This window comes from Vibrio sp. SG41-7, assembly GCF_014164465.1.
Taxonomy (GTDB): domain Bacteria; phylum Pseudomonadota; class Gammaproteobacteria; order Enterobacterales; family Vibrionaceae; genus Vibrio; species Vibrio splendidus.
This window is the reverse complement of sequence record NZ_JACJFF010000013.1, coordinates 41449-64673: the sequence shown is the minus strand read 5'-3', so window position 1 is coordinate 64673 and position 23225 is coordinate 41449. Positions and strand designations below refer to the sequence as shown.

At 44.1% G+C, this 23225-nt stretch carries 18 protein-coding genes; 7 read left to right on the top strand and 11 right to left on the bottom strand.

Annotated features, from left to right (window positions below; all coding sequences use genetic code 11):
* Positions 1–146: 146 nt before the first annotated feature.
* The 5 genes from H5300_RS05575 to H5300_RS05555 form a co-directional block, all read right to left on the bottom strand.
* The gene (locus H5300_RS05575; protein ID WP_017088180.1) at positions 147–641 is read right to left on the bottom strand and encodes an outer membrane beta-barrel protein; all 495 of its coding nucleotides are present in this window, start codon (positions 639–641) and stop codon (positions 147–149) included.
* 142 nt (positions 642–783) lie between these two features.
* Positions 784–4854 carry an ATP-dependent RNA helicase HrpA gene (gene hrpA, locus H5300_RS05570; protein ID WP_182795600.1) on the bottom strand — a complete coding sequence of 1357 codons (4071 nt, stop codon included), beginning with the start codon at positions 4852–4854 and terminating at the stop codon, positions 784–786.
* Between the two features lie 344 nt (positions 4855–5198).
* A complete protein-coding gene (locus H5300_RS05565; protein WP_017085627.1) occupies positions 5199–6413 on the bottom strand; it encodes an OFA family MFS transporter in 1215 nt (404 codons plus the stop codon).
* A 22-nt stretch (positions 6414–6435) separates the two neighbouring features.
* The gene (locus H5300_RS05560) at positions 6436–7482 is read right to left on the bottom strand and encodes an alcohol dehydrogenase catalytic domain-containing protein (RefSeq protein ID WP_004734752.1); all 1047 of its coding nucleotides are present in this window, start codon (positions 7480–7482) and stop codon (positions 6436–6438) included.
* Positions 7483–7873: 391 nt separating this feature from the next.
* Positions 7874–9202 carry a MipA/OmpV family protein gene (locus H5300_RS05555; RefSeq protein ID WP_108117305.1) on the bottom strand — a complete coding sequence of 443 codons (1329 nt, stop codon included), beginning with the start codon at positions 9200–9202 and terminating at the stop codon, positions 7874–7876.
* A gap of 81 nt (positions 9203–9283) precedes the next feature.
* Between H5300_RS05555 and H5300_RS05550 the strand changes: the two genes are divergently transcribed.
* The 3 genes from H5300_RS05550 (at position 9284) to H5300_RS05540 (ending at position 12483) form a co-directional block, all read left to right on the top strand.
* The gene (locus tag H5300_RS05550) at positions 9284–9769 is read left to right on the top strand and encodes a hypothetical protein (RefSeq protein ID WP_102267068.1); all 486 of its coding nucleotides are present in this window, start codon (positions 9284–9286) and stop codon (positions 9767–9769) included.
* Between the two features lie 6 nt (positions 9770–9775).
* Positions 9776–11875, top strand: coding sequence for an alkaline phosphatase family protein (locus tag H5300_RS05545; protein WP_182795599.1), 2100 nt, complete (start codon positions 9776–9778; stop codon positions 11873–11875).
* A gap of 158 nt (positions 11876–12033) precedes the next feature.
* Positions 12034–12483, top strand: coding sequence for a TerB family tellurite resistance protein (locus tag H5300_RS05540; protein ID WP_004734748.1), 450 nt, complete (start codon positions 12034–12036; stop codon positions 12481–12483).
* A 33-nt stretch (positions 12484–12516) separates the two neighbouring features.
* Here H5300_RS05540 and H5300_RS05535 read toward each other — a convergent pair whose 3' ends face one another.
* From H5300_RS05535 to H5300_RS05520, 4 genes are all read right to left on the bottom strand, one after another.
* The gene (locus H5300_RS05535; RefSeq protein WP_102498025.1) at positions 12517–12954 is read right to left on the bottom strand and encodes a hypothetical protein; all 438 of its coding nucleotides are present in this window, start codon (positions 12952–12954) and stop codon (positions 12517–12519) included.
* Between the two features lie 2 nt (positions 12955–12956).
* A complete protein-coding gene (locus tag H5300_RS05530) occupies positions 12957–13682 on the bottom strand; it encodes a transcriptional regulator (RefSeq protein WP_405055132.1) in 726 nt (241 codons plus the stop codon).
* Between the two features lie 441 nt (positions 13683–14123).
* A complete protein-coding gene (locus tag H5300_RS05525) occupies positions 14124–14819 on the bottom strand; it encodes a hypothetical protein (RefSeq protein ID WP_004734745.1) in 696 nt (231 codons plus the stop codon).
* Positions 14820–14835: 16 nt separating this feature from the next.
* Positions 14836–15192 (bottom strand): antibiotic biosynthesis monooxygenase, encoded by a 357-nt coding sequence (locus H5300_RS05520; protein WP_108195988.1) that lies wholly within the window; start codon positions 15190–15192, stop codon positions 14836–14838.
* Between the two features lie 473 nt (positions 15193–15665).
* Between H5300_RS05520 and H5300_RS05515 the strand changes: the two genes are divergently transcribed.
* Positions 15666–16184 (top strand): hypothetical protein, encoded by a 519-nt coding sequence (locus H5300_RS05515; protein WP_182795597.1) that lies wholly within the window; start codon positions 15666–15668, stop codon positions 16182–16184.
* A gap of 10 nt (positions 16185–16194) precedes the next feature.
* Entirely contained in the window at positions 16195–17889 is a 1695-nt protein-coding gene (locus H5300_RS05510; protein ID WP_017083368.1) for an LruC domain-containing protein, read from the top strand.
* Positions 17890–18019: 130 nt separating this feature from the next.
* Here H5300_RS05510 and H5300_RS05505 read toward each other — a convergent pair whose 3' ends face one another.
* A complete protein-coding gene (locus H5300_RS05505) occupies positions 18020–18550 on the bottom strand; it encodes a 3'-5' exonuclease (RefSeq protein WP_017083367.1) in 531 nt (176 codons plus the stop codon).
* Between the two features lie 87 nt (positions 18551–18637).
* Entirely contained in the window at positions 18638–20176 is a 1539-nt protein-coding gene (locus H5300_RS05500; RefSeq protein WP_182795596.1) for a sensor domain-containing diguanylate cyclase, read from the bottom strand.
* Positions 20177–20524: 348 nt separating this feature from the next.
* Here H5300_RS05500 and H5300_RS05495 point away from each other — a divergent pair, with 348 nt between their 5' ends.
* Positions 20525–21157, top strand: coding sequence for a DUF2760 domain-containing protein (locus H5300_RS05495; protein ID WP_108117299.1), 633 nt, complete (start codon positions 20525–20527; stop codon positions 21155–21157).
* A complete protein-coding gene (locus tag H5300_RS05490; protein WP_182795595.1) occupies positions 21157–23166 on the top strand; it encodes an Hsp70 family protein in 2010 nt (669 codons plus the stop codon). The genes H5300_RS05495 and H5300_RS05490 overlap by 1 nt, the downstream gene beginning before the upstream one ends.
* Positions 23167–23225: the final 59 nt, after the last annotated feature.

Below are 23225 nucleotides of genomic sequence, written 5' to 3'. Positions count from 1 at the left end.
GCTCGCTTAACTTATACCGCTTAAGTCAGCGACATTACTATTCTACAGATACAAAAATGCCAGCTATCAAGCTGGCATTTTTTATGAATTCTAACGAACTCTTTAACGACTATCCGACCGTTATCTACGATCGCCTTACTGATTAATTACAGTAGGTGGATAGTTGCGTTTAGAGAGAAAACGCCAGAGTCGTCATCTTTCATTTTGAAGTTTTGGTAGCTAGCGCCAACAGATAGTGGACCAAAGATAAAGTACTCAGCGCCAACTGCAAACATTACGTCCACATCGTCTTGCTTAAAGTTATCGCCTTTCACTTCGTATGAGTGAAGACCACCTTTCGCGTATACGTGTAGAGGACCGAAATCGATGCTTGGTTTAATCGCTAGGTAAGCTGTGCTTACGTCAACGCCTTGTTTAGCACGGTTACCGTAGCTAACGTTGTCGAAAGAACCAAGATCCCAGTAACCAGCTTCAACACCAATTAATGGAAGGATACCAGTACCCACGTGGATACCCATCGCCGTTTCATCTTCACCAGCAAATGAGTTTTGACCACCCATTACGCCGCCGTACAACCAAGAATCAGCCATTGCTGTTGAAGATGCACCTAGCAGTGCTAGTGCCAATAACGTTTTTTTCATATTCGACCTTTTCGTCCTAGTGGCAGGCCTTGCGTGGTAATAAATTGCCACCAAGTCGCCCTTTTTGTAGTAACTATTTAATTAGAATAGCAATAAGCAAGATTTATACCCAAACCTTGCCATTGCGTCTAGTTTTATTCCTTTAGCAAGCATCAATCGCGTTTTTAACACGCTTATCTGATACTGGGTAAGGCGTACCGAGCTGCTGTGCGAAGAAGCTTACACGAAGCTCTTCTACCATCCAACGCACCTCTTTTACATTTTCTGGAACCGCGATCCCTTTTGGGATTTTATTCAGCAGTTCTTTGTAATCATTCATTACTGACTCAACTTTGATCATATGCAAGCGATCTTTGTTCGGGTCAATCGGCAGTTTTTCCATGCGGCGTTCAATCGCTCTCATATAGCGTAGAATATCCGGCAGGCGTTTCCACCCACATTCTGTGGCAAACCCCTTAAAAATCAAACCTTCTACCTGAGCTTTTATGTCAGAAAGTGCGAATGCCATTGAAAGATCGACACGTCCTTTGAGCTTCTTACTGATGCTGAATGCGGTCGTTAGGATGGTTTCAACCTGTTGAGCAATCTCAACAACGCTGTCGCCCAGCTCTGCACGTACGTGTTCTTTCAGTGCTTCAAACTGCTCTGGTTCCCAAACCAAACCGCCCTTCTCTTCAATCAGCTTATCAATGCCACAAGCGATACAGTCATCGATAAGATCGAGCACCTGTCCGTATGGGTTGAAGTACAAACCAAGTTTCGATTTGTTCGGCAAATTCGAGTGCAAATATTTGATCGGCGATGGCACGTTCAACAGGATTAAACGGCGCTGACCCGATTTCATTGCCGAGATCTGCTCTTGCTCGGTTTCGAACAGTTTGATCTCTACGCTGTCTTTAGAATCCACCAGCGCTGGGAAGGCTTTAACATCGTAGCCGCCGCGTTTCTGCTGGTAGACTTTTGGTAACTCACCAAAGCTCCACGTATGCAGGTTTTGCTGTTCGATGTCATCGTCTGCCACTTTAGAAAGCGTTTCTTGAACCTTGTCTTTCAGGCTCTCTTTCAACTCATGCAAGTCTTTCTGTTCTTTAAGCTTACGCTTGCGATGATCTACAGCGCGGAATGTTACCTTTAAGTGCTCTGGGATCTGGTCTAACTTCCAGTCATCACGAACTACTTCCACGCCCGTCATGCGGCGCAGCTCTTTTTCAAGAGAATCCAGCAACGGTGCTTCAAGTGGTGTCACACGAGCCAAGAACGCATCGGCGTAGTTGGGCGCAGGCACAAAGTTACGGCGTAGCGTTTTTGGTAACGACTTAATTAGGCTAATCACCAGTTCCTGGCGTAGGCCTGGGATCTGCCAATCAAAACCGTTTTGGTCAATCTGGTTCAAGATAGGCAGTGGGATATGGACCGTTACACCATCGTTGTCGTCGCCCGGCTCAAATTGGTAGCTCAGCTTCAGCTTGATACCATTTTGGTGCCAGAAGTTAGGGTAATCCAAATCAGTAACGTGGCTTGCATCACCGCGGAACAGCATCGACTTTTCGAAGTTAAGCAGCTCTGGTGTTTTCTGGCTGGTTTGCTTCCACCATGTATCGAAGTGACGGCCTGAAACAGCCTCTTCGCCAACACGTTGGTCATAGAAATCGAACAACTCATCATCATCGATCAAGATGTCACGACGACGCGATTTATGTTCTAGCTCTTCCACTTCTTGCAGTAGCTTGCGGTTCTGCTTGAAGAAGGCATGTTTGGTTTCCCACTCACCTTCGACCAAAGCGCTGCGCACGAACAACTCACGGCTGACAGTGGCATCAATCGCACCGTAGTTCACTAAACGTTTCGGGATGATTGGGATTCCGTAAAGCATCACTTTTTCGTGTGCCATTACTGCCGCTTGCTTCTTCGACCAATGTGGTTCGCTGTAGCTGCGCTTAATCAGGTGTTTTGCTAGTGGTTCAATCCATTCAGGCTGAATCTTGGCGATAACACGACCCCAAAGTTTTGAGGTTTCCACCAGCTCAGCAGACATAATCCACTTAGGCTGTTTCTTAAATAAGCCAGACGCAGGGAAGATATGGAAGCGCGCATTACGTGCACCTTGATACTCATTCTTCTCTTGGTCTTTCATGCCGATGTGCGAAAGCAAACCAGATAACAGAGACATGTGAATGCCGTCGTAACTGCCCGGTTCTGTATTCAGCTTAGTATCCAATTCACGCATCGCTTGGTGAATTTGGAAGTACACATCTTGCCATTCACGGATACGCAAATAGTTCAGGTAATCTTGCTTACACTGTTTGCGGAACTGGTTACTCGACAGCTCTTTTTGTTGCTGCTTAACGTAATCCCAAAGGTTCACAAACGTGATGAAATCTGACTCTTTATCAAAGAAGCGTTTGTGCTTATCGTCAGACGATTGTTGTTTGTCTGATGGGCGCTCACGCGGATCCTGAATCGACAACGCAGAAGCAATCACCATCACTTCGTGCAGGCACCGATTACTTGGCGCTTCAATCACCATACGCGCTAAACGCGGATCAATCGGCAGCTTAGCGAGCTTGCGACCAATAGCGGTTAGCTTCTTCTTATCGTCGCCTTGATTCTTGTTTTTGTTCGCAGACGGTTCGACTGTCGCGATCGCACCCAACTCTTCAAGCAGCCTTACACCATCTTGAATGTTACGTTTATCTGGCGCTTCAACAAATGGGAATGCTTGAATGTCGCCTAGGCCTAGCGCTGTCATCTGAAGGATAACCGATGCTAAGTTAGTACGAAGGATCTCTGGGTCAGTAAACTCTGGGCGTGATTCGAAATCTTCCTCAGAGTACAGACGAATACAGATACCTTCAGCAACACGACCACAACGACCTTTACGTTGGTTCGCACTCGCCTGAGACACTGGCTCAATCGGTAGGCGTTGTACCTTAGTACGGTAGCTGTAACGACTAATACGTGCCGTACCCGGGTCGATGACATACTTGATGCCCGGAACCGTTAACGAGGTTTCTGCCACGTTGGTCGCCAGAACGATGCGTCGACCAGTATGAGACTGGAAGATACGGTTCTGTTCGCCTGCAGAAAGACGCGCGTACAGCGGAACAATCTCAGTATCACGCAGGTTACGTTTACTTAAAGAATCGGCAGTGTCACGAATTTCACGTTCACCGTTCATGAAGATCAAGATATCGCCTTGGCCTTCATCACACAGCTCATCAACGGCTTCAAAGATACCTTCGATTTGGTCACGATCTGAATCACTTTCATCACCACCTAGTGGGCGGTAACGCGTATCCACAGGGTACGTTCGACCTGATACTTCAATGATCGGTGCATTGTTAAAGTGCTTCGAGAAGCGCTCAGGATCGATGGTCGCTGATGTAATGATAACTTTAAGATCAGGACGCTTTGGCAGAAGCTCTCTTAGGTAACCCATGATGAAGTCAATGTTCAGGCTACGTTCGTGGGCTTCATCGATAATGATGGTGTCGTATTGGCTTAAGAAACGGTCGTGCTGAATTTCCGCCAGTAGAATACCGTCGGTCATCAATTTGATTTGTGTTTTATCAGATATTTGGTCGTTAAAACGAACCTTATAACCAACAAAATCACCCAGCTGTGTTTCCATCTCTTCCGCAATGCGGTTGGCAACTGAACGTGCCGCAAGACGACGAGGCTGAGTGTGACCAATTAAGCCCATGCGGCCACGGCCAAGCTCAGAACAAATCTTTGGTAACTGAGTGGTTTTACCCGAGCCCGTTTCGCCGGCCACGATAACCACTTGGTTTTCAGCAATGGCTTTCGCAATGTCATCGCGCTTTTGGCTAACTGGGAGAATCTCTGGGTATTCGATGGTTGGTTTGTGCGAGGCACGCTGATTTGCCGTCATCATAGACTTGGCAATGTCTAACGCAATCTCATCGAAGACAACGTTCTTGGATTGTTCGTTTTTAATTCTACTCGCACCAGCAATTCGCTTACTCAAACGGAAGCGATCGCGCATCATACATTCGTTGAGCGCTTTACGAAGAGAAGCTGGGCTATTTTGAGATGCTTTTGTATTGGCTGCTGCTGAATGATCGGCAGGTTTAGCTTTTAAATGCTTAGCAGGTCGGTTCGATGCAGGCTTATTCGATTTCGCTTCGTTCTGTGAAGAACTTGGCTGTGCTGCATTCTTGTTGTTGTCTGCTTTTTCCGGAGACGAAGTCAAAGCGTGTCCTATTCTTGTACTTATTAAACTCGCGCGATTATATCATAAAGGACGGTAACGAGTTAACACAAAGGAAGGGTAATTAGCGGCCTAAACGCCCGAGAAATCAATGAGAACAAGGTGTTGAATGGTCATTTTTCGTACTTGAAACTGGGGAATTATAGATGTACCATCAAAAGCATCATGGAAGAATCTTGGCTTAGATTGCCTAAGCCAAGATTGATAAAGGCATGGTGAAAACAAGTTGCGAATGGATATAAATATTTCAAAACCAACAACTAAAAATATATAATCTTACTCGTCACATATAAAAATAGTTATACTCCTGTTGAAAGTGGAATAAGTTAACACTCTTGATTTATCGCATTCTTATTTAATATTATGGATTTATCTACCGGCTTCATTAGATAATTCATTACAGTTATCGAAAGTAACAGAGCAGCATAAGCCAAATAAGTATTTTCAGGCGACCCAGAAACTGAAGCGAGTATACCTCCGAAGAAACCTGATACACCCCACGCAGAATAGAGTATTCCAAAGTTAGTTCCATACGACTTTAAACCATAATCAACCGCGGTAACTGGAGGGAATACCCCAAACAAAGCGCCATAAGACATCGCACCAATAGAAATTCCTATCATTAAAGGGATAGTGGTTTCAATCGTTGTGAATAACACCATATTGACAGCCTGTAACATGAATATTAGCCCTAACGTATGAACGCGTCCTATCTTATCAAAAACCAATCCCCCAATCACCCGCCCTGCGGTATTAAAGATCGCTAATAAAATGATACCTAACGCAATTTCCTCAGATGTTAATCCTATGGATTTACTGACGTTACCAATTGACCCAATGAGCATGATGCCAGCTGCAGATGACACCATGAACATTAGCCATATTTGGTAAAATTGAGGGGTTTTCAGCATATCTAACCATTGAATATTTACATCCACTCCAGATTCGGACGCTTGCCCGCCCGTTTCTTCAGCTACGTATCCTTTGGGGGGATTAACAAGAAATGATGCCATTGGGATCATAAAAAGTAGGCCCACACCAAGGATCTTGAAAGTATCTAAGATGCCATAATGGTCTATCAGGACTGTTGAGAGTGGTGCTAAATACAGAGCTGCCATCGCAAAGCCACCAGCAGTTAAACCGCTAACGAGTCCTTTTCTATTTTCTGGCCACCACTTCATTGTGCATGGGCCAATACAAGCATAAGCAAAGCCCATTCCAGCTCCCACCATACACCCGAACGTAACCTGTAATTCCGCCAATGTTGAGGCATAACCAGAAGCTAAGAGCCCTGTTCCGACAAGAAGTACACCAAGTATTGTTACTTTTCTTGGCCCTATTTTATCTTGCCAGACTCCAGCTAAAAACAAGCTGACCGAGAATGCAAAAACAGAAGTCTGGTATGGCCCATCGACATCTTTAGGGTCAACACCTAGCGCTTCAGCTAAAGGTTCACTGAATACGCCCCATACATATAGGATACCGATGGATAGGTTTACGATTAAACCTATAACTAGTATTTTAAATGGTTTACTAATCAATTTAACCTCAACAATCAGCGGTTTATGAACAGTCGTTAGAAATAATAACTTTTAACGATTTATGGTCAGAAGCATACGTAAATGTAGAATAGGCTTGTTCTGATTCTGATAACTTAAACTGATGGCTAATCAATTGCTTAGGTTCCAAGTGGCCTGCCCTAATCTGTTTAATTAACATTGGAATAGTGTTGGTATGAACCATGCCAGCCGTCATAGTGAAATTTCGCTTCCACATGTCTTCAAGGTTTATAGTCGCCGACTTGCCATGAACGCCAAGGACAGCAATGTTACCACCTGGGCACACAAGTTTTTGGGACATATCCCAGCCAGCTGGAATACCGATTGCTTCTATCACAACGTCAACGCCTACATCATCAGTCATGTCTAGAATTTGCTGTACTGCGCTACCGTCAGAGTTATCAATCGCGTGGGTTGCACCTAATTCTTTGGCAACTTCCAATCTATGAGGGTTAGTATCGATCGCATAGATTTCGCTTGGTGAGAAGAACTTGGAGGTCATTAATGCGGCGAGACCAACAGGGCCACAACCAATCACTGCAACAGAACAGCCCGGTTGAACTTGCCCATCAAGCACACCCACTTCATAGCCCGTAGGGAAAATATCACTCAGTAGAACCAGAGAATCGGCATCGATATCATCAGGCACGAGATGCATGCTTGTGTCACCGTAAGGAACTCGGACATATTCAGCTTGGCAACCATCAATCTCATTACCTAGTAACCAACCGCCGTCTAAGCATTGCCCAAACTTAGAAACTTGGCACATTTTGCAGCTGCCGCAAGTGGTAATACATGACACGATTACACGATCACCAGGCTTAAATTTACTCACAAGTTCGCCACACTCTTCCACGATGCCAACGCCTTCATGACCCATAATAGTGCCCGGCTTAAATGTCGCGACATTATTTCTTAATATATGTAAATCCGTACCACAAATAGTGGTTTTTTCAATTTTAACGATGACATCGCTTTGCTTAATAATGTTAGGTACCGGGCGCTCTTCTAATTTAGCACTCTCTTTACCATCAAATACATATGCTTTCATTGTTTCCCTTAATTCACGTTATTGTTATATAAACACAGCGATATAATATAGGTGAAATTTATAAATTATCGTGATCAACTCATCGATTAACAATCGAATAACAAACAAGAAACATAATTAGAGACCAATCAATAATTAACATAATTAGAATAGTCAAAACAATTAAAATTAATGAAAGAAAATGAAGAAATAATAAAATAAATTAAATTTATTAATTACACAACCATCAATATTTAATTTAAACACCCTTACCTTATTTACATATATCGAGCCCTGAATAATTTAATTAATATGCAGAGCTCAATTCACACTTCCTCAGCGTGAAAACAGACTTAAAGATCATAAAAAATGCCGCTCATTTAAGGAGCGGCATGTATTGTTAAATTGGCTTTTAGAACTCGTACTGGAAGTAAACGGTGTTGTAGTTACTTCCGCCTTTGATACGCCCGAACTGGGATGCGTTTTCAAAGATCGCAGAACGGTGATGCAATGAGTAGCCGAACCATAAGTTGTTCAAGTCATTCTTACCAATCAAGTCGCCGACGTTCACATCGAATGAGAAGTCTAAGTAGTTCAACAGATGGCTTGCTGTGTAACCTTTGCGGTCCATCTCAGATCCTTCGATATAGGTAATCGAATCGATGTAAGACATACCTTCTGCCACACCTACGCGCCACTGGGTTGGCCAATCAAAGGTGTAGTACGCTTTGATTGCGATGATGTATTCAGTGCTGCTTGATTGAACGTCTGAACTCCAGTGATGCGCGATACCTGGCGTTAGGTAGATGTCCAATGGGAAGCCGAATACTTCATCCGTTAACGGGTGGCCATAGAAGAATGAGGTCAACTGGTTGTTGTATTCGTCTTTCTCTGTGTTGAACTTCATGATATCGCCAATATTGGATGGCGTTGCCCAGCCGTGGGCGACACGTAAATACGGCGCATTGCTCAACTTAGGCTTCGGTGCTTTCTCTTTGTCGTTAAAGAAACCAAAGCCAAGGTATAACTCACCTTGATAACGGTCTTCGACTATCGACGAATCGTAGGCATTATCGTCTAATCGAGTCACACTGGTTGAACCCAATAAGTACAAGTTTGAAACCACATGGTAACGCGCTTCAACGCCGACATTCAGATCTACACCTGCACCAATGGTTTCATTAGACGCTGAGTAATACTCGCTATTGAAGTCAGCACTTTTGTAACGAAGTGTCGCACTTGGGTAAAACTCCCAATCTCCGGTTTCATACTTGGCTTTAGCACGTAAGTTACCGTGGAGGTTGAATTCACTGTCGCTCATCAATTCCGTCTCGACAGACCAAGGACCATCAAGTTGGTAGGTCAGTTGAGCACCGAAGTCCGCCGTATCGCCTTCAATTGCGTTCTGTTCAGAAGCTGGGATATCAATAAAACGCATGCGAGAGATAGCATTAAAAGACCATTTCTCATCATCTGTTTGATAGAGGTAAGCCCCCATCTCGGTACCATCAATGAACACATAGTCGTTCTTGAAAAACAGCATCGGCACGAATGAGTTAACCGATTGGTCACCACCAGACGTGTCATAAGGGATGCTCGCAGTACGGAACATTGCGGCGATGCCCCACTCTTGCTCTTCAGCAGCCCACGCATTAGCACTTACGAAAATGCCACTTAGGAAAGCGCTACTTAGTAAAACCACTCCAGTTGAAGTGAGAGTCGGTAAATATTTGAGCTTCATTCTTATGTAATTACTCTTTGTAATAAATAATGTGTTACTGAATAGACATTTATTAACCATGACGGCTAACTATTTTTAGGTTTGATCGGCATTGACCGTTACAATGTAGAATATTCTCGGTTAAATGAAAGTATTGTGAAAGTCTCCGAATTACAAAACATTATAGATCAGTTACCCAAAGATTCCGATCCAGATATTGTTATGGGTGATGCGTGGCTGCCCGAGCGTTTGGTGGATACTAACCTAGACGGCGACATGCTATTTCTTGAATTCGATAATGCCCCTGAAGACAATCAAGGGGATGAAGAAGGCCGTGGCTTTGTTGAGCACGAGATTGCTATGATTCGAGAAAAGCTCGAACTGTTGTTAGACGAGCCTTCCGATACCAAGACAAAAGCCGATGCTCTATTGGCAATATTTCTAATGGGTCATGAACTTTCTAGCTCGGAAGTTATCGAAATACTTGAATCAACAGAATCTGAATCAACAGAGCTTGAAGTATCAAAGCTTGAAACCACAAAGCCAGACACGAACAAGCTCGAAACAAAAGAACTCCACGACGACTAACCACCAATGATTTTAGGTACCGTATTGAAACCCTCTACGACATCATCTCTTCCCCTGTTACTCGCCGGACCCATTTTAAGAAAAACCACCGCGACTGAAGTGGTACTTTGGTTAGCCACCAGCTCGCCCCTTGTTGGCCGGGCTGATCTTTATATTAGTGAAACTAAGCACATTCGTGAAACTGAACATAGTCTAGAAACAGGCTTTTCTAACGAAAAAGAGCATCCTGAAGCAGAACAAGACCAACCGTTTTACACCTCATCGCTTGAAGAACATGATTCGATTCAAATCGGTACACATGCGTGGGTAACGCTAATTCGCTTGCAAGGTGAGTTTCCGACTAATACGCTTCTTGAATATGACATTCACACAGAGTCAGGTTCACTAAAAGAGCTCGCCCCTCACCTTGTTTACAACGGTAAATCTCGCGTTGAGTTTAAGGTATCGACCTCGGCTGATTATATTCTGCATGGCTCTTGCCGTAATCCGCATCATCCAAGCAAAGACAGCCTAGTCGCAGCCGATAACAAGGTAGCCGAGCAAACCGTCGCTGAAAGACCTGACATGCTGATGATGAGCGGCGACCAGATTTACGCCGACCATGTGGCAGGCCCAACACTTGATGCTATTCAGCAAGTGATTCAACTGCTTGGCCTTGTAGGTGAGAGCTTACCTACTGACTCACAAATTAAGCAAATCAACAGTAGTGACGCACTGTATAACAGTGAATACCACTTATATCAGCGTCATCACTATTTACCGCACCACACCGCTTCAGGATCCATGATCGATAAGTTCTTCCCGAATCGTGGCGTGCCGATTTTTAGCTCTACCGACTGCGAAAACCACTTGGTCACGCTGTCTGAGTTTATCGCGATGTACTTGTTGGTTTGGTCTCCAACACTGTGGCAATGTGTAAACCGAGAGCGTTTAATCGAGAATAACTTCACGCAAGGTGGACGCCAATTAACACCGACTGAGCAGCAACAGTGGCGTGATGAAAGCGTCATCATGGATGATTTCATTGCTGGCTTGCCGCAAGTGCAACGTCTGTTCGCGCATATTCCAACGTACATGATCTTCGACGATCACGATGTGACTGATGATTGGAACCTTACCGTAGGCTGGGAACATGCCGTCGACCAAAACCAGTTCGCCACTCAAGTCATTGGTAACGGCCTCGCGGCTTACTGGATGTGTCAGGGGTGGGGTAACAAACCGGAGAGTTTCGACGAAACGTTTATCGAGCAAGCAAAACAGCTTTTTGTCGATCAACCGCTCATTACTAAACAGCCGCGCATTAGTAAACAAACTCATAATGAAGCCGGCAATGCAGTGACTACTCACTCTGTTAGTAATATCGAGCCAGACAAGCATCAAGCCTTTATTGAGATGCTGAGTCGCTTTGAAGAGTGGCATTACACAATAGATACTTCACCCAAAGTCATTGTGTTGGATACTCGAACGCGTCGTTGGCGTTCCGAGTCTCGCATGAATAAGCCTTCAGGTTTAATGGACTGGGAAGCCTTGATTGAGTTTCAACATCAGTTAATGAATCAAGATAAAGTGGTGATCGTTTCTGCTGCGCCTATGTTTGGCGTGAAGTTTATTGAAACACTGCAAAAGATGGCGACCACAATCGGTAAGCCATTGGTGATTGACGCTGAAAACTGGATGGCACATCCGGGCAGTGCCAATACGCTGATCAGTATCTTTACCCATACCAAAACACCGACCAATTTCGTGGTGCTTTCTGGTGACGTTCACTACTCCTTTGCTTACGATATCAAGCTTAGGTATCGTCGCAACAGTCCGAACATCTATCAAATTACCTGCAGTGGCATTAAAAATCAGTTCCCTGCTTCGCTGCTTAAATTCTGCGATGTGTGGGACCGCCTATTATACAGCCCTCGCTCAGTTTTGAACTATTTCACGAAGCGTAAGCGCTTAAAAATCGAGAAGCGAAGCCCTGATAATCAGACCTTCTATCGCCTTTCAAACCGCAGTGCGATTGGGGAGTTGAGGCTAGATGTGGATGGTAAACCTCAGTCGATCACCACCCTCAGCGGCGATGGCAAAGTCACGCGTTTTCCAGAACCGGACTAGGATGTGCACCTTATCGCTCGCGTATCCGTAATGTCAGTTTTTAGTAAAGACGCTTGCGATCACACTCTGTAGACCCAATAGTTATAGTTATAGTTATAGTTATAGTTGATAACTATCAGCGTTACGGAACCCGATACAAATTTTAACTGGAGCTCGTTATGTTCAATTCTCTCACATCAATGTTTAAACAATTGATTGAAGGCCAGGACCTAAGCAAAAACCAAGGCACATCACCTAATGTCGCCATTGCGAGTTTATTATGTGAAGTCGCGGGAGCCGACCATCAGATCAATGAATCAGAAAGAGTCGCTAAGCTACAGCTTCTGCAACGTTTGCTGGATTTAGATGAAGAACAAGCAAAGGTGCTGCTAGAGCAAGCAGAACCGAAAGTAGAGCAATCAGTCTCGCTGTATGACTTTACATCACAACTCAGAGACCTGTCTCAGCCAGTGCGAATCGACTTAATCAAAGCGATGTGGGAAGTGGCGCACGCAGACGGAGAAATTGACCCTATCGAAGATTCTGTGATCCGTAAAACAGCGGAGCTGCTCTACGTTGACCACAGTGACTTTATCAAGACTAAGCTGAACGTACTCGGTAAAAGCTAACCAAAGGCTCTCTACTAGCATTAAGCCTCTGTATTAGCGTAATCGATCGCCATGCATGATGCCTTTAAGTTCTAATGGCGCGCCTTTTTTCGTTACATAAAGGCCGCGCTGATTCGATACCAACACACTGCGCTTACCTTTGGTTTGTTGAATATATAAGTGCTTGATATTGAATGTCTGCTTATCTTGGGCCTGATCTTGGTCCAATTGATAAAGGTAGTAATGATTCCCCCAGCGCAAGAACACACCAAACATCTGCTTAGTTTGAGCGACATTCCCATCCATGTCATAGCCAATGTACTGCATTTTGACTCGACCATTTTCCAATCGAAGCGAGATTCTCTCCCACCCGACCATCGGGTATTCCGCAGAAAATCGATAGGTACTTTTGGTTGCGAGCCCAGAGATTAAGCCTACATTTAGAATCACAAACAGCGTCAATAAGATAGGCATCCAAAACTTACGATTCATACTTATTGCCCTCGCGCATTGTTATTGTCGCCTTCGCAAGAGACAGTTTTAAACTGATGGCTTATCTCTTTCCAATGTCCATTTATCAAGGCCACGGCTTGGATATTTTGACACCCAACACCAATGCGATGCAGATAGAGCGAATCAACACCGAGCTCTGACACGGCATCCAGCTCTTTTATAACGGCTTCATCAAAATTCAAACTGTCGTGATAAACATCCATACCTCGGTAGGCACTCTTATCTATAAAAAATGCAAACTGATAAAACAGCATGAGAAGAAGCGCGCTGACTACAATTCCGGCAATACGAGATTGGTGACGAACGATAAAGTGCTTCGCCTTGAACTGACGTGATTGTGGATCCTGTTGCTTTGATTGCCCAGCTTGTTGGTTCATGCCTGAAAGCTTAAACGGTGGCGGTGATGTTAACTCATCGACGATGGTGGTTTTCTCTGAATCGATGCCAGCTTTCTCTGAAAACGCAGCTTCAACATGCGCTTCAGCGGTAGGTGTTGGCATCGATAAATAACTACCGACCTGTTTCAAACCATTGAAGCTGTACCCTTCCTTTTGAACCGTTAAGATTTTGCAATCACACTCAAACGAATTTAATGCCGTGCGAATGTTCTTAACCGCGACATTAAGTGAACTGCCCGTCACAACCCTGCCCGGCCAGCAATGCTCAAGTAAAAAGTCTCGACCAACGGCTTTTGGGCTGTTCTTCACTAGATGCTCAAGGATCAGACCTTCTGAAGGGGATAAGGTGACCCGCTTACCAGATTCCGAATCAATGAGTGTGTTATTAATCAACTCAATGCCCGAAGCGTCTAAGGTGATTTTTTCATGGCTATTGGCGTTCATTTCGGCGAGGTGTTCATAAATAAAAAGGTCATCAAAAAAGTGTTTGTTTGGTCGAATTAATAGCAAACCATACATAGAAAAGAGTAGTGATAAGTTTAGCCAATAATTAAGCTAAATATAAGCTCAGCGAGTAACAATATAGGCTCAGTGAGTAACAATATAAAATAACAACAAGGTGAGTCAGTCACGTAAACTCACTCACCTTTGAACATAGCCAAGGTTTAACTCTAAACTGGTCATGGCCCTATATTAAAACCTCGTCGTTACGCAATCTGAAAACGAGGTCACAATTCTGTTCTAGCGAAATTAGAGTTCCAGTTTGAATCCAAGTTCACTGACCATAACTTCAGCGAAGCCTAGCTTTACTGCATTCAACTGATTAGCAACTTCGCGCGCTTGCTCTTCGTTTTTAGCCAATATTGCCATTGAATAGACTGGCCTGATCATCGCTTTTTGGTTTGGCTTCTCTTCTGCTATTTCTTGATGTTTTAAGTAAGCAGACGTAATCACACCTTGAGCACTCCAATCGACAACCATTTGTAAATCTTTGCTAATAACCTCATCGACAATGAATTGATTCTCAGGCTCTTTCCAAGCGAGTTCTACTGCGTAGTTTGTGAAAGCGACGTCCGTGTTTAACCACTTATTACCGATGTCTCGGATTTCAGTCACCTCTACAAGCTCTTTAAATTGGAATGGTAAGTTACCAATCAAGTCTCTAACGTGCTGCTCACTGTCCGCTTCAATCACAAACTTAATCATCGGAAACTTTTTATCCCCAATAAAGCTTTGTGATACGAACATATCGTGTACCAAGCCCGCATCAATCAGATTGGCAAATGCTTTTTTCTGATGAGGCATTGCCTCAAATACGGCTTGGGCGTCATCGGTTTTCCAAGCCACTGACACGCCGTATGCCGCTGCGTGGGCATGGGTTGAAAAAAGAATGGCTGAAAATAGAAAGCTAAAAATAGCTAAAAAGGTTCCTAGAGTTGTTTTCATTGTGGTGGCTTCCTAATTAGTCGCGAATAATTTCATACAAGTTAGGGTCAGCAGAAACCCCTTCAATTTTTAAAGGTGGTAATTCTTTTCTCATCGCCTGTATCGCATCATGGAAATGCTTTTTGCTTTCCCACTCTGCAACATTAATAAAACGGTATGTCGCATCCGAGCTTAACGAGCGGTGCAATTTGGTAGAGATATATCCTGGTTGTTTCACCAATACGTCTCGCGCATCTTCCCAATACGTTAACGTAGCGGCTTCATGGGCTGGCTCGACTGAAAAAGTGTTTATCAATACAACGGGTTGTGCCGAAACCAACGCACTTACGTTTAGCGCCCCCAGTGCCAATCCATACTTAATAATGTTCTTCATCCTATTCTCCTTGTTTTGGGTGAGCTAACGCTACCACCTAGCCCTACCCAATCAAGGTCGAAACCTGAGATTTAATATTAATTAAAAAACTAAATTTCAAACGAATACTATTCACTCGCAAAATAAGCGATGTAGCCATTCACTATTGATAAACCACTTGTTGAAATTAGGTTTCTTTGGATAACAATTTTCCTCCTCTTCGACACATAAGACGAAATTTAAGTCAGCCCACAAACCGAACCTCGCCCCATTTAACTAGTTTTTGAGCCCAACTAACTCAATAGGCTGTCACCCTTGCCCAACTCTTTCGCTATATGGTGTAGTTTGCTCAAATTGATTCTCTTTTTGAAAAAAGAAAGAGATTTCTGAGTACATGCACCTAATTTTTAACAAAATAATATTAAATCAGTCACTTAAAAATGGCACAAGACTTGCTGTCACATTATGCAACTAATTAAATAAGGATATTAAAAATGAAAGCATTGACCCCCTTGATATTAACAATGTCATTAAGTACTACGTTAACTGCTTGTGGAGGTGGTGGTGGAAGCACCAGTGGTGGAAACTCTTCATCGAGTGAGGAACCAGAACCGGAAATTGCAACGGTCAGTGACCCTATAGCTACAGTTGATTCATTCAGCGATATAGTGGTACCGGATAACTTTGAATGGAGTAGCGTCGAAACGCTTGAAATGGCGGTAAATGTCGTCAGTAGTTTTTCCACGACCAATGGAGAACCACAAAATATTCGCGGCTCTCACATTATCAAACTGTTTAGCACTTCGAACTCATCGACTGACTCTAACCCTTTCTACACAGGCATCTCAAACAAGGACGGACAACTCGCCAATAAGTTCTCAATCCCTAGTCACTGGCAAAGCATCACGATAATTGCCCTTGTTAAAGACTTAGAATGCACGTCAACATACGATTTAGATGAGCTTACATCAAATCTGTTGGTTTCATGTGACATCAATTTGGATAAAGATTAAGGGTAGAGATATGAATAATATAACAAAGTCACTCATCTTAGTCGGTACATTCGCGGTCAGCTCTTTTTCTCAACATGTTTTATCTGCTGCAACCGAGAATACTTCAACAACAAATGGGGATGGTTCTATCACAATTACACAGAAAATCGATGCTAGTAGTACTTCCCCCCACTACGAAGTTAAAAGCAACAAGAAGTATGGCTTCGGCAAATACAGCCGCCACAACCAAGATTATTCTTGGCAACATGATGTACCAATCCCAAGTGGAGCACAGATCACGTCAGCCAACCTAACCATCTATGCCTTCGATGTTGATTCAGAGGCACACCATGGTGAAAATGGCGAGTACGACAGTGTTTCGGTAGACGGTTCTATGCTCACCCCTGGTTTCTTGCAAGGCACCAACAACAACTGGTCAACAACCGTGTTTGATTTACCTGCATCTTCCCTTGATGACGGTCTTGTTGATGTCGACTTAGACATCGACGTCAACAAAGACGGTTGGTATACCACACTCTCATACAGCTTGATTAGTGTCACCTATACGGAGACATCAAACAACCCACCATATACACCGGAGCTAAGCCGAAGTACTGGTCTAGGCACAGCTCATGATCTCGTTGTCAGTATTACGGGACCAACACCAGCCGACCCTGATGGCGACTCAGTAACCTACAGTTATCGCTGGTTCGTTGATGTTGGCCAAGGTTTTTATGTCGATGATGAATTTGTAGGAAAAGCTGACAATAATACGGCCACTTTACCAGCCAACCAAACCGTAGCAGGAGAACTATGGAAGGTTCAAGTTACCGCTATCGACTCAAATGGGTTGATCAGTGATATCACCGAGATCGCTTGGCCTGAAATTGGTGATACAGATGGCGATGGAATTGCAGATGAAAATGATTACGCGCCGAATGATCCAACGATCGCCTTCTATAGTCGAACACCAACTTCTGGTTGGTACACTCTGAGCTTTGAAGACCTATGGCCTTATGAGGGAGATTACGACCTAAATGATTTCGTTACCCATTATGCGTATGGAACTTATACCAATGCCAGCAATCAAGTAACACGCTTCGATTATTATGGTCAGGCCATTGCTCGAGGTGCAAGCCAAGATAACAGCTTCGCGATTTCTCTTGCGGGAATAGATGCATCAAATGTCAGCTCATTGACTAAGACTTATGACAGCGAAACAACATCGTTAACTCCCGAAAGCGGTCATAACGGAGAGCTCGTTTTTGTGGTTATCGATAGTGTTAGTGATATGTTACCTAGCTCAGAGGTTTATCACTTTTACAATACTGAAGAAGGGGATGTGAGAAGTGTCGTTGACTATAGCGTTTCACTCGTTATAGACGGCTCTATCAGCAGCATTAGTGGCAATGTGTTTAATCCATTCATCTTCAAGAGTAACGCTCGTGAGAAGGAAATCCACTTAATGAATTACCCTAATACCGACTTAGCGAATACAGCTATCTTTGGTGAAGGTGCGGATGACTCAATTGTCGACAACAATGAATATTACCAAACAAGTAATGGTCTACCTTGGGCTTTAGATATACCAGCCTCTTGGTCACATCCATATGAAAGAAAAGACGCCTGTGTTGCCTACCCTAATATCGTGGATTGGGCACAATCTGGTGGGGTTCAGCATTCCAGTTGGTTCCTGTCACCAGCAGACAACAAGGTATGGAAATAGAACGGTAGTAGAATCGCTACTGAGGTAAGCTGAAACGGTATCAAACATCTATTTTCCCGAAATGGAAAATAGATGTTTTTTATTGTGGGGCGAAATTTTCGAGTAAGAAATAGAGGCTATCGAATAGTTTTTAAAGCATCGTCAATGTCAGTTTCGCGAGGTTATAAGCATCGACATAACCAGAGTGCTGACGACCTTCCCACTCAATGTTTTTCGCTTCTTGAGCAGCACGGTGACCAATACGTTTCTCTTTCAATCGATTCTGAACTCGATAAAGCGTGGCGATATTCAAGAACTCGCTGAACGGAGGTTCGATACCTTTCTCAATACACTCTTTATGTAAGATAAGGTCGTCACGTCCCCACGCTGCATAGATTTTCTTTGGGCCACCGAAGTTCTTAATCATCGACTTTATAACAGACTCTAATGGGCGACCCTGTTTTTCGATTTTACGAGGTGTAATGCCCGTTAACTCGGCGCAGAATAGAGAGACTTCGTCTTTTTCGGGCTTAACGTAATATTGCGCGCGCTTCACGATGGTTCCAGATACAAGATCGATCTCAGCAAGACCAATTTCAATGATCTCCCCTGTTGTTCCTACACCGTCTTCGCTCCAACAGCACATTTCCAAATCGAAACACACCACTCGATTGTGATTCATACGTCGCCTAATTCTCTCGTCAAAAATTTCGTGAAATTGTACATGAGCCTAATAAAGAACTCGACCCCAGTTGCATCAAGTGCTCATTTAGCCTGCAATTGTGACTCGATTTCGGCCATTTGACTTACTTTGATAGAGCATACTGTCTGCTTTTTGCAGAATCTCTTCCGTGTTTTCGTTGGCACGAATGGCAGCACCAATACTCAAAGTACAACTTAGCTGTCGACCTTTGTGCTCACAATGAGAGTGACTCACTGTGCTTAGAATGCATTGTAAATATCGGTCTAGTGCTTCATGGTTTGTAATACTAGAAATGATACAGAACTCATCTCCACCTATACGAAACAGGTTATCCCCCTCTTTTAGGCTCACTGAAATCAGCTTGATAACATGAATGAGTAAAGCATCCCCTGCTGGGTGACCGAATTGGTCGTTAATGCCTTTGAACTTATCGACATCAAATCCGATAAGACTAAAGGGTTCATTTCGTTGTATCGCTTTATCTAACATCTTATTGAAAGCACGTCGGTTATAAACTTCCGTAAGACTGTCATGGTTGGCTAAAAAACGAAGCTCTTCTGTTCTTTTATCAAGCATTTGATACAAACGCTCTTTCTCTCGGATTTGCATGTTAACGATATACGCCAACAATAAAGAGATGGTTGTCCCCACCAAAACAATTCCGGTTAATACCAAATAGCCATAGAAAGAGATGCATGAATCTATTTTGTAATCGACCTTCCAATCACGGTTAGTCAATTCAATCGTCTTCGTTATGTGGTGGCCAGAAACGGCTTCATAACCCTCGGTTTCAAACAGGATTGGGGAGTCTTCTGCTTCGAAACCCGTATCGGTAACACGAATATAGACATCCATATCGCCCACAGCCGAAGCCAGCAGATTTTCAAAGTAATAAGTCGTGCGAACCAAACCAATTACAACGCCGAGTAGGTTGTCGCTTTCACCCTCAAATACAGGGTGATAAACCAACATACCTGTCTTTGGTGTGTCTTGATCTAAGCCGTCTTGAAGCAAGCGAACTTTGTCTGAAACATTCGCTTTACGCGTCTGTTTAATATTATCTAAAACCAGCTTGAAGCGCTCACGAGAAGAATAAAAGCCAAGAACATTGTCGTTTGCTTGTGTGTTGGGATACAGGTCACTAGCAATGAACGCCGGCTCGCCATCTAAGATGTAACCAAAGGCTTTTGCTTCGTGTTTTGGAATCGTGAACAGTTCATAAGACGGGTATTTTTCTTTCATCTGTGCAGTGTGCTCGGCAATCTCGTCAGCCGGCACTTTTTGCATCCACTGTAAGCCGATTAAGCTTTTTGAGTCATTAATCGTTTGCTGAGCAAAACGGTCAAATTTGTCCCAGTTTTCAGGTTCATTCGAATAGAAAAAATTAGCACCTGAACCAATATAAGCCACATCATTAGCGATAAACGCTTCTAAGCTCAATGTCTGGTGAGTAGCGAAGCTATTCAAATTCATATTCAGTGCGCGGTTTTGGTTCAGCGCGACTAATATAAAACACAACACAGTAATCAAAAAGCTGACCGCAAATACGACCAATGGGAGAGTTCGTCTCTTCAACCCTGTTAGTGGGTCGGTGGTGTGAGGCATATAGGTTCCAAATAGGCTCTAATGAGCTAAAAGTATATAACGGAAGGGAATGAGGCTCCATTTAAGTTTGGTCGAAAAACTGACATAAAACGGGCATTGTTTACCTCTTGCTTACATCAACGGCCAATATTCAGACAAATCTCGACTAATTTTCAAGCTAACACACTAAAAACCCACTTGATTGAAAACATTAAATACCACTCTTAAGCCTTGAATATGCTAGTATCCAACCATATTTATAGCTTGAAAGTAACCGTTTTGGACTTGTGCCATCGTGTTTCTTTCCAATCTGTATATTCCTTTAAACCGACGAATATACCGTTAAATCAATTTTAAAGAGAAATCACTATGATCGTTGATTTGAACCTAATCCCACAGACGTTTGATATGCTTCACGCAGGCCTAACTGCATCAAGCGTCTTACTACTGTTAATTGCCGTTTCTCGTAAAACCAAAGTGGTTGAGAAAGTCGTAGAAAAACCAGTAGAGAAAATCGTTGAAGTTGAAAAGCCAGTTGAAAAAATTGTCGAAGTAGAGAAAGTTGTTGAAGTAGAAAAAGTGATCGAGAAAGTCGTTGAAGTAGAATCTAAGCTAGCAACAGCACCGACAGATTCTGCAATGCAACTTCTGTCTATCATGCAGCAAGAAGCTCGTTTAATTGACTTCCTAAAAGAAGACCTAACATCATTCTCTGATGAAGAAGTTGGCGCAGCAGCTCGTGTTATTCACACTGGCGGTCAAAAAGTATTAGCCGATTACGTAACGCTGTCTCACATCCGCACTGAAGATGAAGAAACACGTATCACGGTTGTTGAAGGCTTCAACCCTCAAGAAATTCGCCTAACTGGCAACGTAACGGGTAACGCACCGTTCAATGGCACATTGGTTCACAAAGGTTGGAAAGCAACTGACATGAACCTGCCTAAGCTTGCTGAAAACTACGATGCATCTGTAATTGCACCGGCAGAGGTAGAGCTATAATGGAACACCAAACTCAGCCATCATCGCACGAGTCTTCTTCTCAAGAACATACGCCGCAGATGCATTCACAAGAGCTATCTTCTCAAGAGCAACATCAGGCGCCTAAGTTCAGTGTTGGTATCGATTTAGGTACAACACACTGCGTTTTGTCTTTCATCGACACAACAAATGAAGACGCTCGCGTTGAGGTGATGCCAATCCCTCAATTGACGGCGCCAGGTACAGTAGAAACTCGCAGCCAACTTGGCTCGTTCCTATACCAGCCGCACGAACATGAAATGAATGCGGGCTCTCGCGTTCTTCCTTGGTCTTCAGAGCCAAAAGCGCTAGTCGGTGCGATTGCGCGTAACCTAGGTTCGAAAACCCCTATCCGTTTGGTAGCAAGTGCAAAATCTTGGCTATGCCACGGTGGTGTGAACCGTCGTGATGCGTTCCTTCCTGCAGGCAGCCCTGAAGAAGTTGAAAAGGTATCTCCGCTTAAGACAACTGAGTTGTACCTAGAGCACCTTAAAGATGCTTGGAACCACGCTAACCCAGAACACAAACTGGCAGAGCAAGATGTAACGATCACGGTTCCTGCTTCGTTTGATCCTGCGGCTCGTGACCTAACAGCAGAAGCTGCGCGTAATGTTGGTTTCACTCACCTAACGCTTCTTGAAGAGCCACAAGCGGCTCTTTACAGCTGGATTGATAACAGCAACGACACATGGCGTGATGAAGTAAACGTTGGTGACATCGTTCTTGTTGTCGATATCGGTGGTGGTACGACTGACCTTTCGTTGGTTGAAGTAACACAAGATGAAGGCAACCTAAGCCTGAACCGTATCGCTGTAGGTGAACATATCCTACTGGGCGGCGACAACATGGACTTGGCTCTCGCTTACCGTCTTAAGATGAAACTGGCTCAAGGAGGCAAAGAACTGGCTCCTTGGCAGGTTCAAGCGATGACTCACGCGTGTCGTGATGCGAAAGAAGCATTGCTTAATGATGCTGAACTGCAATCTGTGCCAATCGTTGTTCCAAGCCGTGGTTCTAAACTACTGGGCGCAACACTGAAAACAGATCTGACTCAGCAAGAAGTTCAACAAACATTGGTTGATGGCTTCTTCCCGAAAGTAGCGGTGACTGAGCACCCAGTACAAAAGACGCGTGGCGCACTGACTCAAATGGGTCTGCCTTACGCTCAAGACGCAGGTATTACTCGTCACATTGCTGCATTCCTTTCTAAGCAAGCGAACGCGCTTTCTGGAAATAGTGAAACCGCTCAGCAAGATTTCAACCCGTTTGCAAACATGCCCGGTATGCCCGGTACAGAAGCGCAAGGGTCAGAAGCGCCAGCGGCAGACTTCATCAAACCAACAGCGGTACTGTTCAATGGTGGCGTTCTAAAATCTAACCTACTTGCTGACCGTCTATCAGACACGATCAATGAATGGTTGATTAACGCCGACGCTGAATTCGCTAAACAGCTTTCAGGTTTAGATTTAGACCTAGCCGTTGCAAGTGGCGCTTCTTACTACGGCGCAGTACGTCGTGGCCAAGGCGTTCGTATCCGCGGTGGTATAGCTTCTTCTTACTACGTAGGAATTGAAAGTGCGATGCCAGCTATCCCAGGTATGGCTCCTCCAATGGAAGCACTGTGTGTTGCACCATTTGGTATGGAAGAAGGTTCAAGCGTACAAGTGCCTAGCCAAGAGTTCGGTCTAGTGATTGGTCAGCCAGTTCACTTCCAATTCTTCGGTTCAACAACACGTCGTGAAGACCAAGCGGGTACGCACCTTGATCACTGGGCTCCAGAAGATCTGGATGAGCTTCCTGAAATCCAAGTGACACTGCCTGTTTCTGAAGGTCGTCGCGAAGGTGAAGTGGTTCCCGTGACTTTGGCGTCTCGCGTTACTGAACTAGGCACGTTATATCTAGAAGCCATTGCGACTGACAATGGTCAGAAGTGGCATGTTGAGTTCGACGTTCGTGAAGACTCGAATAACGACTCAAACGAACAAGCATAATGAATCAACGGCACCTTAACGGGTGCCGTTACTTTATCAATGCGATTCCCTAGCCCTGT

What these genes read in the sequence shown, in the direction of transcription:
- H5300_RS05575 (WP_017088180.1), bottom strand. Translation starts at nt 641, where the DNA reads ATGAAAAAAACGTTATTGGCACTAGCACTGCTAGGTGCATCTTCAACA.
- H5300_RS05560 (WP_004734752.1), bottom strand. Translation starts at nt 7,482, where the DNA reads ATGAAAGCATATGTATTTGATGGTAAAGAGAGTGCTAAATTAGAAGAG.
- H5300_RS05555 (WP_108117305.1), bottom strand. Translation starts at nt 9,202, where the DNA reads ATGAAGCTCAAATATTTACCGACTCTCACTTCAACTGGAGTGGTTTTA.
- H5300_RS05545 (WP_182795599.1), top strand. Translation starts at nt 9,776, where the DNA reads ATGATTTTAGGTACCGTATTGAAACCCTCTACGACATCATCTCTTCCC.
- H5300_RS05540 (WP_004734748.1), top strand. Translation starts at nt 12,034, where the DNA reads ATGTTCAATTCTCTCACATCAATGTTTAAACAATTGATTGAAGGCCAG.
- H5300_RS05535 (WP_102498025.1), bottom strand. Translation starts at nt 12,954, where the DNA reads ATGAATCGTAAGTTTTGGATGCCTATCTTATTGACGCTGTTTGTGATT.
- H5300_RS05525 (WP_004734745.1), bottom strand. Translation starts at nt 14,819, where the DNA reads ATGAAAACAACTCTAGGAACCTTTTTAGCTATTTTTAGCTTTCTATTT.
- H5300_RS05520 (WP_108195988.1), bottom strand. Translation starts at nt 15,192, where the DNA reads ATGAAGAACATTATTAAGTATGGATTGGCACTGGGGGCGCTAAACGTA.
- H5300_RS05515 (WP_182795597.1), top strand. Translation starts at nt 15,666, where the DNA reads ATGAAAGCATTGACCCCCTTGATATTAACAATGTCATTAAGTACTACG.
- H5300_RS05510 (WP_017083368.1), top strand. Translation starts at nt 16,195, where the DNA reads ATGAATAATATAACAAAGTCACTCATCTTAGTCGGTACATTCGCGGTC.
- H5300_RS05505 (WP_017083367.1), bottom strand. Translation starts at nt 18,550, where the DNA reads ATGAATCACAATCGAGTGGTGTGTTTCGATTTGGAAATGTGCTGTTGG.
- H5300_RS05500 (WP_182795596.1), bottom strand. Translation starts at nt 20,176, where the DNA reads ATGCCTCACACCACCGACCCACTAACAGGGTTGAAGAGACGAACTCTC.
- H5300_RS05495 (WP_108117299.1), top strand. Translation starts at nt 20,525, where the DNA reads ATGATCGTTGATTTGAACCTAATCCCACAGACGTTTGATATGCTTCAC.
- H5300_RS05490 (WP_182795595.1), top strand. Translation starts at nt 21,157, where the DNA reads ATGGAACACCAAACTCAGCCATCATCGCACGAGTCTTCTTCTCAAGAA.